Origin of the sequence: Shewanella marina JCM 15074, from assembly GCF_000614975.1 — a bacterium.
In the GTDB taxonomy this organism is placed as follows: Bacteria; Pseudomonadota; Gammaproteobacteria; order Enterobacterales; family Shewanellaceae; genus Shewanella; species Shewanella marina.
Window position 1 is genome coordinate 105,829 of the sequence record NZ_BALM01000005.1, and the last position, 16,339, is coordinate 122,167.

General features: G+C 40.2%; 10 protein-coding genes and 3 pseudogenes. 8 read left to right on the forward strand and 5 right to left on the reverse strand.

Annotated elements, in window-relative coordinates:
* Nucleotide 1: 1 nt before the first annotated feature.
* The 3 genes and pseudogenes from rpsA to aroA form a co-directional block, all read right to left on the reverse strand.
* Nucleotides 2-1,668: pseudogene (gene rpsA / locus JCM15074_RS21150) on the reverse strand (30S ribosomal protein S1).
* An 89-nt stretch (nucleotides 1,669-1,757) separates the two neighbouring features.
* Entirely contained in the window at nucleotides 1,758-2,456 is a 699-nt protein-coding gene (gene cmk / locus JCM15074_RS05985; protein WP_025820404.1) for a (d)CMP kinase, read from the reverse strand.
* A 146-nt stretch (nucleotides 2,457-2,602) separates the two neighbouring features.
* On the reverse strand, nucleotides 2,603-3,886 hold the full coding sequence (gene aroA, locus JCM15074_RS05990; protein ID WP_025820405.1) for a 3-phosphoshikimate 1-carboxyvinyltransferase: 1,284 nt from the start codon (nucleotides 3,884-3,886) through the stop codon (nucleotides 2,603-2,605).
* A gap of 244 nt (nucleotides 3,887-4,130) precedes the next feature.
* Between aroA and JCM15074_RS21155 the strand changes: the two are divergent.
* Nucleotides 4,131-5,320: pseudogene (locus JCM15074_RS21155) on the forward strand (amino acid aminotransferase).
* A gap of 68 nt (nucleotides 5,321-5,388) precedes the next feature.
* On the opposite strand, the gene serC reads toward JCM15074_RS21155, so the two are convergent.
* Together serC and gyrA are read right to left on the reverse strand one after the other, a co-directional pair.
* On the reverse strand, nucleotides 5,389-6,486 hold the full coding sequence (gene serC / locus JCM15074_RS06000; protein WP_025820406.1) for a 3-phosphoserine/phosphohydroxythreonine transaminase: 1,098 nt from the start codon (nucleotides 6,484-6,486) through the stop codon (nucleotides 5,389-5,391).
* Between the two features lie 76 nt (nucleotides 6,487-6,562).
* Nucleotides 6,563-9,274, reverse strand: a complete 2,712-nt coding sequence (gyrA, locus tag JCM15074_RS06005; RefSeq protein WP_025820407.1) for a DNA gyrase subunit A — start codon at nucleotides 9,272-9,274, stop codon at nucleotides 6,563-6,565.
* 342 nt (nucleotides 9,275-9,616) lie between these two features.
* Between gyrA and ubiG the strand changes: the two are divergent.
* The 7 genes and pseudogenes from ubiG to JCM15074_RS06035 all read left to right on the forward strand — a co-directional run bounded on the left by ubiG (nucleotide 9,617) and on the right by JCM15074_RS06035 (nucleotide 16,336).
* Nucleotides 9,617-10,326: pseudogene (gene ubiG, locus JCM15074_RS21160) on the forward strand (bifunctional 2-polyprenyl-6-hydroxyphenol methylase/3-demethylubiquinol 3-O-methyltransferase UbiG).
* Nucleotides 10,326-10,889 (forward strand): HAD hydrolase-like protein, encoded by a 564-nt coding sequence (locus JCM15074_RS21165; RefSeq protein ID WP_051536838.1) that lies wholly within the window; start codon nucleotides 10,326-10,328, stop codon nucleotides 10,887-10,889. Before ubiG ends, JCM15074_RS21165 begins: the two are co-directional and overlap by 1 nt.
* Nucleotides 10,823-10,981 (forward strand): HAD family hydrolase, encoded by a 159-nt coding sequence (locus JCM15074_RS25585; RefSeq protein WP_373278878.1) that lies wholly within the window; start codon nucleotides 10,823-10,825, stop codon nucleotides 10,979-10,981. The genes JCM15074_RS21165 and JCM15074_RS25585 overlap by 67 nt, the downstream gene beginning before the upstream one ends.
* A gap of 382 nt (nucleotides 10,982-11,363) precedes the next feature.
* A complete protein-coding gene (nrdA, locus tag JCM15074_RS06020; RefSeq protein ID WP_025820408.1) occupies nucleotides 11,364-13,646 on the forward strand; it encodes a class 1a ribonucleoside-diphosphate reductase subunit alpha in 2,283 nt (760 codons plus the stop codon).
* A 56-nt stretch (nucleotides 13,647-13,702) separates the two neighbouring features.
* Entirely contained in the window at nucleotides 13,703-14,833 is a 1,131-nt protein-coding gene (nrdB, locus tag JCM15074_RS06025) for a class Ia ribonucleoside-diphosphate reductase subunit beta (protein WP_025820409.1), read from the forward strand.
* A complete protein-coding gene (yfaE, locus tag JCM15074_RS21170; RefSeq protein ID WP_037469200.1) occupies nucleotides 14,802-15,131 on the forward strand; it encodes a class I ribonucleotide reductase maintenance protein YfaE in 330 nt (109 codons plus the stop codon). The genes nrdB and yfaE overlap by 32 nt, the downstream gene beginning before the upstream one ends.
* A gap of 155 nt (nucleotides 15,132-15,286) precedes the next feature.
* Nucleotides 15,287-16,336 (forward strand): HlyD family secretion protein, encoded by a 1,050-nt coding sequence (locus JCM15074_RS06035; RefSeq protein WP_025820410.1) that lies wholly within the window; start codon nucleotides 15,287-15,289, stop codon nucleotides 16,334-16,336.
* Nucleotides 16,337-16,339 lie beyond the last annotated feature (3 nt).

Consider the following 16,339-nt stretch of genomic DNA (forward strand, 5'->3'; position numbering starts at 1 on the left):
ATTATTTACGAGCTGCTTTGAACGCTTCAGCCATTGCGCTGCTCATAACGGCATCTTCTTGCTTGTTTAAGCTTGCCATTACTTCTTTCTCTTCAGCTTCATCTTTCGCACGGATTGATAAGCTGATAGCGCGGTTCTTACGATCTACGCCCATGAACTTAGCTTCGATGCTATCACCTACGTTGTATACAGTAGATGCATCTTCGATACGCTCGCGAGAAATATCAGCAACGCGGATATAACCTTCAACAGTATCAGCTAGTTCAACAGTTACACCTTTAGCATCAACAGCAGAAACGGTACCAGTTACGATAACACCTTTCTTCTTGTCTGCAAGGTAAGCATTGAATGGATCGTCTTCAGTCTGCTTAACACCTAGCTGATACGCTCACGCTCTGGATCTACAGATAGAACTACAGCGTGGATTTCGTCGCCTTTCTTGTATTCGCTAACAGCTTCTTCGCCAGTACCGTTCCAAGAAATGTCAGATAGGTGTACTAGACCGTCGATGCCACCGTCAAGACCGATAAAGATACCGAAGTCAGTGATTGACTTGATCTTACCAGAAACCTTGTCGCCTTTAGCGTAACGGTTTGCGAAATCATCCCATGGGTTAGTCTTGCACTGCTTAAGACCTAGAGAAATACGACGACGCTCTTCATCGATGTCTAGAACTAGAACTTCAACTTCATCACCTAGGTTAACAACCTTAGATGGGTGGATGTTCTTGTTAGTCCAATCCATTTCAGAAACGTGTACTAGACCTTCTACGCCTTCTTCGATTTCAACGAAGCAACCGTAGTCAGTTAGGTTAGTTACGCGACCAGTTAAACGTGTGTTTTCTGGGTAGCGCTTGCTGATTTCTAACCATGGATCTTCGCCAAGTTGCTTAAGACCTAGTGAAACACGAGTGCGCTCACGATCGTACTTAAGTACTTTAACGTTGATTTCGTCACCAACATTTACGATTTCAGATGGGTGCTTAACACGCTTCCAAGCCATATCTGTGATATGTAGAAGACCGTCAACACCACCTAAGTCTACGAATGCACCGTAGTCTGTAAGGTTCTTAACGATACCTTTAACAGCTTGACCTTCTTGTAGGTTCTCAAGAAGAGCATCACGCTCTGCACTGCTTTCTGATTCGATAACAGCACGACGAGAAACAACAACGTTGTTACGCTTCTGGTCTAACTTGATAACTTTGAATTCAAGCTCTTTGTTTTCTAGGTGAGCTGTATCGCGAACTGGGCGAACGTCTACTAGAGAACCAGGTAAGAATGCACGGATACCGTTTAATTCAACAGTGAAACCGCCTTTAACTTTACCATTGATGATACCGATTACAGTTTCAGCATCTTCGTAAGCTTTTTCTAGAACAATCCAAGCTTCATGGCGCTTAGCCTTTTCACGAGATAATTGAGTCTCACCGAAACCGTCTTCAACAGAGTCAAGAGCTACGTCAACTTCGTCACCTACAGCGATTTCTAAAACGCCTTGAGCGTTTTTGAACTGTTCTGCAGGGATTGGGCTTTCTGATTTTAGGCCAGCATCAACAAGAACCATGCCGTTTTCGATAGCTACTACAGTACCACGTACGATAGAGCCTGGGCGGAATTCAAGTTGTTGAAGAGATTGTTCAAATAGATCAGCAAAAGATTCAGTCATGTTCACTTCTTTAATTTTAAACCACAGTCAATCCTAGACGCGGAGTCAGATATAATATCCATATCGTCCTTGATATGAATCCTCAAACGTTAACCTAAGCTAACGTTTGATAACTTAGTTACAATATGCTGCATAGCAATATCCAGCACTTGTTCAATGTCTATAGCCGTTGTATCAATCACTAGTGCATCTTCTGCTGCTACTAGCGGCGCAACTTTACGATTCATATCGCGGTCATCACGCTCTTTGATTTCAACTAAAAGGCGATCGATATTAACATCGAAGCCCTTGTCCTGCAACTGATTATAGCGTCTTTGTGCTCTTTCTTCAGCAGATGCTGTTAAGTAAAGTTTAGCAGGTGCATTAGGAAACACGACTGTTCCCATGTCACGACCATCAGCAATCAGCCCAGGCATTGCATTAAAAGCACGTTGGCGACGCAATAACGCTTCGCGAACACGCGGGAATGCAGCAACTTTTGAAGCAGCATTCGAACATTCTTGGGTACGGATATCTGAAGTGACATCTTCACCTTCAAGTATCACTTTAACGCCATGTTTAACGTCACCCGTTAAAAATTGTACATCTAAATGTGAAGCAAGTAGGCTTAATGCCTCTTCGTTGTCTAAGTCAACGTTGTGGTGTAATGCAGCTAATGACAAAACACGATATATCGCACCACTATCTAATAAGTGCCAGCCTAATCTATCTGCTAGCATGTGGCTAATTGTTCCCTTACCAGCGCCGCTTGGGCCATCAATGGTAATTACAGGAGCCAGTTCAGTCATACATTCCTCCACATTTTAAAAGCATAACTCACCGAATATTGAGTCGATGAATTGGCGGCTGGATTATATATCAACTTAAAAAATAATACCTTATTATTTCATGATACTGGCTCACACTTCAGTATAATTGCTTATTTATAAATCAGTTAGTTGCAATGCGTCAACATTTCAAAAGCATCAAAGTAACCTGGGAATGTTTTTGATGTGCATTGTGGATCGTTGATGGTCACTCCACAATCAGCCAATGCTATTAATGAGAAACACATTGCCATACGATGATCGTTATACGTATCAATATCACTATGATTTATGTTAGCCGGCGTAATTTTGATATAATCCTTACCCTCTTCTACGACAGCACCTACTTTACGAAGTTCAGTTGCCATTGCAGCTAAGCGATCTGTCTCTTTTAAACGCCAGTTATAAATATTTGTAATCGTCGTTGTACCTTGGGCAAATAGCGCGGTAGTCGCAATCGTCATAGCGGCGTCAGGAATATGATTCATATCTAAATTAACGCCTGTAAGCTTACTGCCCCTCGCGATAATAAAGTCATCACCCCACTCAATTTCTGCACCCATTTGCTCAAGTACATCGGCAAATTGTATATCACCTTGGATACTGAGTTTGCCCACACCAGTGACTTTAACTTCACCACCTTTAATTGCACCTGCGGCTAAAAAGTATGATGCTGATGACGCATCGCCTTCAACCAAGAATTTACCTGGAGATAGATAATGCTGACCAGACTCAATAACAAATGTCTGATAGTTGTGATTAATAACCTTTACACCAAACTGTTGCATCATTTTAATGGTAATGTCGATGTAGGGTTTAGACACTAATTCACTGGTTAAATTAATAGTGACCGTCGCTTGTGCTAGCGGTGCAACCATCAATAACGCTGTTAGAAATTGGCTAGAAAGATCGCCTGCAATCTTAACTTCACCGCCTGTTAACCCTGTGGCATTGATTTTTAACGGAGGATAGCCGGGGGTTTTTAAGTATTCAATATCAGCACCTAGCTGAGCTAACGCGTCAACTAAATCAGCAATTGGCCTTTCTTCCATTCTCGGCTCACCTGTTAACTCGAACTCTCCTGTGCCCAAAGTCAGAGCCGCACATAATGGTCGCATCGCGGTGCCTGCATTGCCTAAGAATAATGTCTGAGCTTGTGCACTTGATATGGGACCTGCCAGACCTTCCACTTTACAAGTATGATTGGCATGATCAATGGTAAGGTTTACACCGAGTTGCTCAAGCGCCGTAAGCATGTAACGAATATCATCAGAATCCAATAGGTTATTTAATTCTGTAGTGCCTTTTGATAATACGGCAAGAAGCAAGGCTCTATTCGAGATGCTTTTTGAGCCCGGAATGTTAATCGTACCATTGACTTTTGTGACGGGAGAAATTGTTAACTGCTGCATCTGTATTGATTACCTATTTTTGTTATTGATTAGAACGCTTGGCTTATCAAATAATTTGTTGAAGATTATCAGTAAAATGACTCATAAAGTACGAAGTTTCAATCTTTTTTGGTCTTAATAAAATGACGGCAACTTTAAATAACAGTTTTACATTAACAATGTTGGATAATTAGGGATTATTTGGTTAACTATTACTGAGCGACAAGTTATGCTGAAATTAAAATAATATAAACAAGGAATTTAAATGTTTAGCCCTATGCAACCATTACCGAGTGATCCGATTCTTGGTTTACTCAGTGCTTACCGTCAAGATCCTAACCCTGCTAAAGTCGACTTAGGTGTTGGTGTTTATAAAGATCCAACAGGTATCACGCCTATTTTGGCTAGTGTTAAGCAAGCTGAACTGCGGCATTTTGAAGCGCAGCAAACTAAGGTCTATATCGGTCCTAATGGTTCAGCATTATTTAATGACCGCATGCAGCAATTAGCCCTTGGTGAACATCATCAAGCATTATTGCTGATCGTGTTCGAACAGTGTCTACGCCTGGCGGTACTGGTGCACTTAAGGTTGCGGCAGATTTTATTTTCAAGACCCAAGGCAATGCGACTATTTGGGTGAGTGATCCAACGTGGGCCAATCATACTGGGTTGTTTGAAGCTGCTGGCTTAACGGTAAAAACCTATCCTTATTATGATTACGATAATCACAATTTAAAGTTTGAGCAGATGCTAGATTGTCTTAACCATGTTAAAGCTAACGATATTGTGCTACTGCATGCTTGTTGTCATAACCCAAGCGGTATGGATTTAACTAATGAGCAATGGGATATCATTGCCAATGTTGCCAACCAACGAGGCTTTACGCCACTGATAGATATGGCATATCAGGGGTTTGGCGATGGCATTGATGAAGACGCATATGGTGTACGTCTAATGGCATCCAATGTAGATAATATGATTCTATGTTGTTCATGTTCTAAGAACTTCGGCTTATATCGTGAGCGTATTGGCGCGTGTTCTCTTATTGGTGCGACTTCACAACAAGCAGATACAGCTCTATCCATTCTGCTTTACGTTATTCGTTGTAATTATTCTATGCCTCCCGCCCATGGTGCGGCAATAGTTGAAACTATTTTGGATGATGTTGCTTTAAAACAGCAATGGCATGATGAAGTTAAAGTGATGCGAGACAGAATTAATGGTAATCGCCGTCTGTTGACACAAGCATTAACTCGACAAAACATTAGCCGAGATTTTAATTTTATTACTGAGCAAAAAGGAATGTTCTCCTTTTTGGGATTAAGTACCGATCAAGTTCAACAATTAAAATCAGAGTTTAGTATTTATATGGTTGATTCGAGCCGGATCAGCATTGCAGGTATCAGTGATGAGAATGTTGAATACATAGCAAAGGCTGTTGCAATGGTTCTTTAATTTTAATTGCTTATTATGCTAAAAAAAAGAGCGAATAATCTATTCGCTCTTTCTCCATAAATCCACAATCATAATGATGAATGTTGCTCTGCAAATTCAGTCATAAATTTCACTAATGCTGCAACGCCTTCAACAGGCATAGCATTATAAATACTTGCACGTACCCCACCTACAGCCTTATGCCCTTTTAACGCCACTAATCCATGTTGTTTCGCTTGCGTTAAAAACTCAGCGGTCAGAGATTCGTCTTGCAGATGAAATACAACGTTCATTTGCGAACGATACTGCTTTACGACGTTATTTTTATATAAAGGATAATGATCGATGCAATCGTAAAGCATACTCGCTTTTTGACGATTGATATCAGCCATCACATCAATACCGCCCATATCTTTAAGCCACTTAAATACTTCAGCAGCTAAATACCAAGCAAATGTCGGTGGAGTGTTATACATAGAGTCATTTGCTAACGCCAAGCGATAATCCATGATTGAGGCTTGTGGCAGTTGCGGTAACTTGAGCATATCGTCACGCACAATGACGATACTTAGTCCTGATGGGCCAATGTTCTTTTGTGCACCTGCGTAAATAACAGCATATTTACTGACATCGATATGGCGTGACATTATGCATGAAGACATATCTGCAATGACTGGCCATGGACAGTCAAGGGTATCAAATATTTCAATGCCATCAACGGTTTCATTTGGGCAGTAATGTACATATCTAAAGTCTTGCGAGTATTGCGAAAAATCAGGTAATTGCACCGCAATGTTAGCTTCAATTTGATGGCTTATTTTAGCTTCAACAATTTGTTCGGTACAGGTTAACTTTACCGCTTCAGCATAGGCAGCTTTAGACCATAAACCATCGGTTAAATATAATGCTTGACCCTGTTCACCTAAAAAATTGTGCACAATGGCAGCAAATTGTCCTCGTCCACCACCATGCATAAATAACACATGATAATTATTAGGAATAGCCATCAGTTCCCGAATATCTTGTTCAGCTTGTTTTGCTAGAGCAACAAATTCAGGACTACGATGACTCATTTCCATAACTGACACACCTTGCCCACTCCAATCAAGTAATTCTTGTTGAGCTTTTGCCATTACAGGCATTGGTAGCATTGCAGGGCCAGCACAGAAATTATAAGTCGCACTCACTAAGATTCTCCTTTCATTTATTATTATTTTTAGCTAAAAAAAACGAGCGCCTTAAGCGCTCGTTTTCATCTAACAATTATTGATTGTCGTCAGGTTCTGCTGTTTCAGCATCAGGCGCTTGTGAAGTTGGTTCCACTGCGGAATCAACATCGCCTTCTGGCGCAACAATTGGTAAACCGTTTTCATCTAATTCTTCATCAGATTGAATTTCATCGATACGTTGCAAGCCAACCACTTTTTCATCGCTTGCGGTACGAATGATAGTTACACCTTGCGTATTACGGCCAATAATCGAAACACCTTCTGCAGGAGTACGAACTAAGGTACCTTTGTTACTGATGAGCATGATTTCGTCATTAAGGCCAACTTGTACGGCACCAATCACTTCACCATTACGTTCACTCACTTTAATTGATACTACACCTTTAGTCGCACGACTCTTAGCTGGGTATTCACTTAGCTCTGTACGCTTACCATAACCATTCTCAGTCACAGTTAAAATTGCACCATCTTCTTTCGGTACAATGAGCGAAACAACGCGCTGTCCATCATCAAGCTTAATACCACGAACACCTGTTGCGGTACGACCCATTGGACGGATAGATAGCATATCTTCGCCTGTTTCTGGGTCAACTTTTACTAAACCTGTTTCTGAATCACGTACTTTCTCATTGAAGCGTACTACTTTACCTTCATTTGAGAACAACATGATATCGTTACTACCGTCAGTAATATCAACACCAATTAACTGGTCACCATCTTTTAAGTTAACCGCAATAATACCGTTTGCACGAGGATTACTATAAGCAGTTAATGCTGTTTTCTTCACTGTACCGTGTGAAGTCGCCATAACAATATACTTGTCATCTGCATATTCACGTACTGGCAGAATTGCCGTAATACGTTCACCATCAGACAAAGGCAGTAAGTTAACGATTGGACGACCACGAGCTTGACGACTTGCTAAAGGTAACTGGTACACTTTTAGCCAATACATTTTACCGAAATCTGAGAAACATAAAATTGTATCGTGAGTATTCGCGACTAATAGTTTTTCAACGAAATCTTCGTCTTTAACTTTAGTTGCGGCTTTACCCTTACCACCACGACGTTGTGCTTGATAATCAGTTAATGGCTGATATTTAGCATAACCAAGGTGAGATAATGTAACTACAACATCTTCTTCATTAATAAGGTCTTCAAGACTCATATCAACTTCGTTAGCGTTAATTACAGTACGTCGAGTATCACCGAAATCAATTAAAATTTGTTCTAGCTCTTCCTTGATCACTTCCATTAAGCGCTCAGGGCTGCGAAGAATAAATAGTAAGCCAGCAATAAACGCTAAAAGCTCTTCGTATTCAGCAATAATCTTGTCATGCTCAAGACCGGTTAAACGGTGTAAGCGTAATTCAAGAATTGCTTGAGCTTGCTGTTCAGTTAAATAGTACTGACCATCGCGAATACCATATTCAGGCTCTAACCACTCTGGACGAGCTGCGTCATCACCTGCTTTTTCAAGCATGCCTTGAACGTGACCAAGTTCCCAGCCCTGTGCGACTAATTTTGTTTTAGCTTCAGCAGGTGTTGGTGATGCTTTAATTAACGCAATGATTGGGTCAATGTTGGCAAGTGCAACTGCGAGTGCTTCAAGAATGTGTGCACGCTCACGCGCTTTTCGTAATTCAAATACAGTACGACGAGTTACCACTTCACGACGGTGAAGAATAAAGCACTCTAGCATCTCTTTGAGGTTAAACAATTTAGGTTGACCGTTGGTCAATGCCACCATGTTAATACCAAAAGAACACTGCATCTGAGTCTGAGCATATAAGTTGTTTAATACAACCTCACCCACTTCACCGCGCTTGATTTCAATAACGATACGCATACCGTCTTTATCAGACTCGTCACGTAGACCGCTAATACCTTCAATCTTTTTATCTTTAACAAGCTCAGCAATTTTTTCAATTAAACGAGCTTTGTTTACCTGATAAGGAATTTCAGTAACGATAATTCGTTCGCGATTACCGTCATGCTGTTCAATTTCAGCACGTGCGCGCATTACTGCACGGCCGCGACCAGTGCGATACGCGTCGATAATACCTTTACGGCCATTAATTAATGCCGCAGTAGGAAAATCTGGACCTGGGATGTATTCCATTAATTGATCGATAGATAAATCTGGTTCTTCAATTAATGCTAAGCAACCTTGTACAACTTCGTTTAAGTTGTGCGGTGGAATATTCGTCGCCATACCAACCGCAATACCAGATGCACCGTTAATTAACAGGTTTGGTACGCGAGTAGGCATTACTTCAGGAATGAATTCAGTACCGTCATAGTTTGGTACAAAATCAACAGTTTCTTTATCCAAGTCAGCTAACAGTTGGTGTGCTAACTTTTCCATGCGAATTTCGGTATAACGCATTGCCGCTGCTGAGTCACCATCAACCGAACCAAAGTTACCTTGGCCGTCAACGAGTGTGTAACGTAGCGAGAAAGGCTGCGCCATACGAACGATTGTGTCATAAACAGCGGTATCACCATGCGGGTGATATTTACCGATTACATCACCGACGACACGTGCCGACTTTTTATAGGGCTTATTCCAATCGTTTTTAAGTTCATTCATTGCAAATAGAACGCGGCGATGTACTGGTTTTAAACCATCGCGAACGTCAGGCAATGCACGTCCTACAATTACACTCATGGCATAATCTAGGTACGAATTTTTTAGTTCGTCTTCAATATTAATTGGCGAAATAGATGAAGCCAGATCAGTCATAAACTGCTCGTTCCCCTTAAAATAGCTGACAACTCATAAATCCGTGTCATTGTCGAGCCAACAAACGTGGTTTGGCATTCTAGCACAGTTATTTATTGGCGCTACAGTGTATATTTAAACTCTTGAGGTATTGTGTTGTTTTTAATCAATATAGAGCTCAAGTAGTCACTTATCCCTCATTTGAAGCTGTTCTATATTAGCCAATGTAGGGCAAAATAGCGATAGAGTTAACGAAATGATAAATAGCCCGATTTATTGCATGTTTTTTGCGCGGTTTATGGTTTGGTTTGTGGGGGCTGCTAGGTATACTAGTGTTAAATAAAAACCATAACGAAGGTCACTATGCAACACAACTCCAACGTCGATATGAAAGAGATCGCTAAATTTGAAAAAATGGCGGCAACTTGGTGGGATCTTAATGGCGACTTTAAGCCATTACATCAATTAAACCCATTACGCCTTAATTATATTGATCAAATGAGCGGTGGCTTATTTGGTAAGCAAGTACTTGATGTGGGTTGTGGCGGTGGCATTCTTTCAGAAAGCATGGCGCGTATTGGTGCCAATGTTGATGGCATCGATATGGGAGAGGAACCGCTTGAAGTGGCTAGCTTCACGCACTGGAATCTGGTACTAAGATTAATTATTTGAAAACAACTGCAGAACAGCATGCAAAAGATCATTATCAGGCATATGATGTGGTCACTTGCATGGAGATGCTAGAGCATGTACCTGATCCGCAATCAGTCATCAAAGCTTGCTGTGATATGGTAAAACCTGATGGTTATGTTTTTTTCTCTACCATTAACCGTAATCTCCGTGCTTATGTAGAAACGATTGTCGGCGCAGAAATGATACTTAAAATGCTACCGCGTGGAACACATGAACATGGCAAGTTTATTAAACCATCTGAATTGATGGCATTAGTTGATAACACTGAACTGCTTTGTCGTGATGCTTGTGGTATCACCTATAATCCACTCACCCAAGTATTCAAGTACACTAAATGCGTTGATGTAAATTATATGATTTGCACTCAAAAGGCTGATTAATGTCTATTTACTCTTCAAACAAAGCACTGTTATTTGATCTTGACGGCACACTGATAGATACCGCACCGGATCTGGTGGCTGCACTTAATATGGCTTTAGTTGAAGCGGGATTGCCTGTTATATCGGAAAGTATTGCTAAATATGCTGCCTCTCATGGCAGCATGGCACTGGTTAATAGTGCACAGCCCACACTTGATATAGAAACTAAAACACGGTTACAACACTCACTACTGGCACATTATCTAACCATTAATGGCGATCACAGCCAACCCTACCCTGGCATTATTGAACTGCTTAATGATGCCAAAAAATTAGGCTATAAATTAGGGATTGTGACCAATAAACCTGCACGTTTTACACGACCACTACTCGATAAACTAAATATGGCCCAATTTTTTGATTGTGTGATTAGTGGTGACAGTACAATGTTCAGTAAACCTCACGCTGCACCAAGCTACTCGCAGCTCAACAGCTTGATACTAAAGTTGATAATATCATTTACCTTGGTGATGCGCAGCGCGACATGCAAGCAGCTCATGTTTGCAATATGCACGCTGTTTTAGTGCTGTGGGGCTATATCGCGGCAGATGACGATATTTCAACTTGGCCATATAACAGCCAAATTGCTCATCCTCAGCAATTAGTACTAGGGTAATTTTTTAGCAAATCTAGTAATATTTAAGCTATCGATTTTCTCTATAAGCATAATCTGTTTTTCCAAAACCAGTTGATTAAATAAGCTAACCTTCGCGAACTCACGCTACATCGCATTCTTGGGTTAGCTTTTACTAACGCCAAAATTAAGATCAAAAAAACTGATGATATGCAACTAATTTTCGCTATTGCAAAAACTTCAAAACCCCACTATCTTGGACTAATATTTTTTTAAGGCACCATATCTTGTGTGTAGCGCAGTTCACATCGCATAGACTTAAGATTGCATTTTCAGTTTAAAATCTGGTCTAACTGACGCTCAACCAAGGACGGTTCTGGGATTTTCCCTCACATTACAGATATAACATCAAGGTCACCATTTCATGAACAGTAATATGACAGTCACTAAACGTAGTGGCGAACGTGAATCAATTGATTTAGAAAAAATCCATCGTGTTATCGCTTGGGCTGCAGAAGATCTAGACAATGTTTCTGTATCTGAAGTTGAATTACGTTCTCATCTGCAATTTTTTGATGGCATTCCTACAGAAGCAATTCATGAGACAATCATTAAAGCCGCTGCGGATTTAATTTCTCCAGAGACGCCTGATTATCAATTTTTAGCTGCACGCTTGGCTATTTTTCATCTACGTAAAAAAGCCTTTGGCCAATTTGAGCCACCGTCATTGTACGATCACGTAGTCAACCTCGTTGAACTAGGCAAATATGATCAACATATTTTACAAGATTACAGCCGTGAAGAACTTGATACTTTAGATAGCTATATTGACCACTGGCGCGATATGCGTTTTTCATATGCCGCAGTTAAGCAGCTTGAAGGTAAGTATTTAGTACAAAACCGTGTGACTCATGAAGTTTATGAGAGCGCACAGTTTCTATATATCCTGATTGCAGCATGTTTATTTGCAAAATATCCAAAAGAAACACGTCTAAGCTATATCAAAGATTTTTACGATGCTGTTTCTACCTTTAAAATCTCATTACCGACACCTATTATGTCGGGTGTGCGTACGCCTACTCGCCAGTTCAGCTCATGCGTTCTGATTGAGTGTGATGATAGCCTAGATTCAATCAATGCAACGTCGTCAGCCATTGTAAAATATGTCAGCCAACGAGCAGGTATTGGTATTAATGCTGGCCGTATTCGTGCGTTAGGTAGCCCTATTCGTGGTGGTGAGGCTTTCCATACCGGTTGTTTACCATTTTATAAGCATTTCCAAACTGCAGTGAAATCATGCTCACAAGGCGGTGTTCGTGGCGGTGCGGCTACCCTCTTTTACCCAATTTGGCATTTAGAAGTCGAATCACTATTAGTATTGAAGAATAACCGCGGTGTTGAAGATAACCGTATTCGTCACCTAGATTACGGCGTGCAATTAAATAAATTGATGTATACCCGTCTAATTAAAGGCGAGAAAATTAGTTTATTTAGCCCATCAGATGTACCTGGTTTATACGATGCATTTTTTGCTGATCAAGCTAAGTTTGACCGTTTATATGTGCAGTATGAACAAGACAGCAGTATCCGCCGTAAAGAGATCAGCGCTGTAGAGCTATTCTCATTACTTATGCAAGAACGAGCATCTACTGGCCGAATCTATATTCAAAACGTGGACCACTGTAATACGCATAGTCCATTTGATCCTGCTCAAGCACCAATTAGACAATCTAATTTATGTTTAGAGATTTCATTGCCAACTAAACCGTTAAAACAGATTGATGATGAGAATGGCGAAATTGCCCTTTGTACTTTATCAGCCTTGAACCTTGGTGCCATTGAAAGTCTGGATGAACTAGAAAAATTAGCCGATATCGCAATTCGTGCGCTTGATAGCTTGCTTGATTATCAGGACTATCCAATTAAAGCAGCTGAAATTGCCTCAATGAACCGTCGTACTTTAGGGATTGGCGTCATTAACTTTGCTAACTATATTGCTAAGCATGGTAAAAAATACTCCGATGGTAGTGCTAATAACTTGACTCATAAAGCATTTGAGGCGATTCAATACTACTTATTAAAAGCGAGTATGCAGCTGGCTAAAGAGAAAGGTGCTTGTCCATTATTTAATGAGACAACTTATAGCCAAGGTCTTTTGCCGATCGATACTTATAAGTCTGCAATTGACCAAATTTGTGATGAACCATTACATATGGATTGGGAGACATTACGTCAAGATATCCTTAAGTATGGTGTGCGTAACTCAACAGTATCCGCATTAATGCCATCGGAAACATCATCGCAAATTTCAAATGCAACTAACGGTATTGAACCACCACGTGGTCTTATTAGTGTTAAAGCCAGTAAAGATGGGCAATTAAAGCAAGTAGTACCTGATTTTGACGAGTTAAAAGATAAGTATGAGTTACTTTGGTCAATGCCAAGTAATGAGGGATACTTACAACTTGTTGGTATTATGCAGAAGTTTATCGATCAAGCTATATCAGCTAACACCAACTATGACCCAAGTCGTTTCCCAAGTAATAAAGTACCCATGCAGGTATTATTAAAAGATTTGTTAACGGCATACAAGCTAGGCGTTAAAACCCTTTATTATCATAACACTCGTGACGGTGCCTCTGATCAACACGACGAAATTACCAGTGTTGAAATAGAAGACGATAGCTGCACTTCTTGTAAGATTTAATAAATTCGGATTAACTATTCAGGAGCCATTTGGCTCCTGCTGCGATGGACACTATTATGGCCTATTCAACATTTTGTCAGACTCCAAATGATGCAACCAAAGAACCGATGTTTTTCGGTCAATCAGTTAACGTTGCTCGTTATGACCAACAACGCTATCAGGTATTTGAAAAACTAATTGAAAAGCAATTATCATTTTTCTGGCGCCCAGAAGAAGTTGACGTAAGTCGCGATAAAATTGACTATGCTATGTTGCCTGATCATGAGCAACATATCTTTATCTCGAATTTGAAATACCAAACATTATTAGATTCGATTCAGGGACGTTCTCCAAACGTCGCATTTTTACCTTTGGTATCAATTCCAGAGTTAGAAACATGGATTGAAACTTGGTCATTTTCAGAGACTATTCACTCTCGTTCATACACGCATATTATTCGTAATATCGTTAACGACCCTTCAATCATATTTGATGACATCGTAACCAACGAAGAGATCTTAAAGCGCGCCGGTGATATTTCTTGTTACTACGATGACTTAATTGAGTTAACTAATGCCTACAATTTATTAGGTGAAGGAACTCATACCGTTCATGGCAAAACCCTTGAAGTCAATTTACGTGCAATTAAAAAATCATTATATCTTTGCATGATGTCAGTTAACGCTTTAGAAGCAATTCGCTTCTATGTCAGTTTTGCTTGTTCATTTGCATTTGCTGAACGCAAACTAATGGAAGGTAATGCTAAGATTATTCGCTTAATTGCCCGTGATGAAGCCCTTCACCTAAATGGTACTCAACACATCATTACCCTAATGCAAGGCGGTAAAGATGATCCAGAAATGGCAGAGATTGCAGCCGAATGCGAGCAGCAAGCTTATGACTTATTCCTAAAAGCGGCTGAACAAGAGAAAGAATGGGCTAAATATCTGTTTAAAGATGGTTCAATGATTGGTATGAATGAAAACATTCTATGCCAATATGTAGAATACATTACTAACCAGCGTATGAAGTCAGTTAATCTTGCTGAACCTTATACCCAAACAAGTAACCCACTTCCGTGGATGAAAAACTGGTTAGAAAGTGATGCAGTACAAGTTGCCCCGCAAGAAGTAGAAGTATCGTCTTATCTAGTTGGCCAAATTGATGCCAAAGTTGATGCAAGTGAGTTTGCTGATTTTGACCTTTAATAAGCCTCCTATTGTCAGCTTACAAGGTCAACCTGTGTTGCTCTATACTCAGCAACACAATAGCTTGCTAGCTGCACTAGAATTTAAAAGAGTGCGTATTTTTTCTGAGTGCCGCAACGGTTTTTGCGGCGCTTGCAAAACCAAACTCATCTCTGGTCAAGTTAAATATAAATTTGAACCAATAGCGACGCTAGCCGCTGATGAATGTTTACCCTGCTGTTGTCAGCCCGTTACTGATATCAATTTAGATCTTAGTGCCGATGGCGTTGATGTTGTGACCAATAAACAAACTGCATAAGCACATTCTTTAAAAAAACCTGCATTATTGCAGGTTTTTTTATCTCTAAAATCAAAGACTAAAAAATTATTACTGAAAAACTCTGCTTGATTAAGATTATACATATTGTTGTATATGCAACAATATGTATAATAATGGCATATACGGAGAAAATCATGTCAGAAAAAATTTACCAATATTTGCTATACACAGTGCTTATATCAACACTGAGTTTCTGTGGCTTTTTAGTGTTCTCAGATAATAACGCTCCTTTTACCACCTCTGCCACGCTTGAATATGGCGTCAGTGATGTCAACGCCAATGTTTCAGGCTCATTAACCAACTTATGGGTCCACAATGGCCAGCAAGTGGAAAAAGGCCAATTACTGTTCAGCATTGACGATAACAATTACAAAATAGCACTGGCTGCTGCAGAAGCTGAGTTAGAACTTGCACAGCAAAACCAAGCATCACTGCTGTATCAAATTGCAAATGCAAAACAGGTGGCATTACAAAAAGCGGCTGAACACAAAAAAAGTGTAAGTGACCTACATCGATACCAACAATTAGCAGCCAAAAATCTGATTAGCAAACAAGAGCTAGAACAGTATCAAACCCAAGCTCAGATCAGTGCTGCGGCAGATGCAGCAGCAAGTGCAAATGTGGCTCAATTACAAGCAAAATTAGGTCAGAACGGTCAAGATGCTCAGTTAACTATTGCTCAAAATAAAGTCGCGCAAGCAAAACTTAATTTAAGTTATACCCAAGTAAAAGCGCCAATTAGTGGCATAGTGACCAGTTTGCAATTACAACTTGGCAATTATATTCATGCTGGTAGTTCAGAAATGTTTATTGCTAACCCACATAATAATTGGATTAGTGCTGACTTTGATGAAAAAGGTATGGCAAAACTTAATATAAAACAATCCGTATTAGTGGTTTTTGATGCGATACCTGGCAAAGTATTTAATGGTCAGATAAGCAGTAAAGACAGTGCCGTATATAACCCATCAGCTAAAAGTAACCAATTAGTTGATATTCAAACCAGTACCCGTTGGATAAGACCACAACAACAAGTTCGCTTTAGAGTGAATCTATCACAACCGCAAATGCAGTTATTTTCGGGTGCGAAAGCGACTGTCATGGTTGAACAACCTCATGGTCTTAATCACTATGTAGCTAAAGTCTGGATGTTTGTCGTCGCTCAGTTTCGTTATCTTTATTAATCA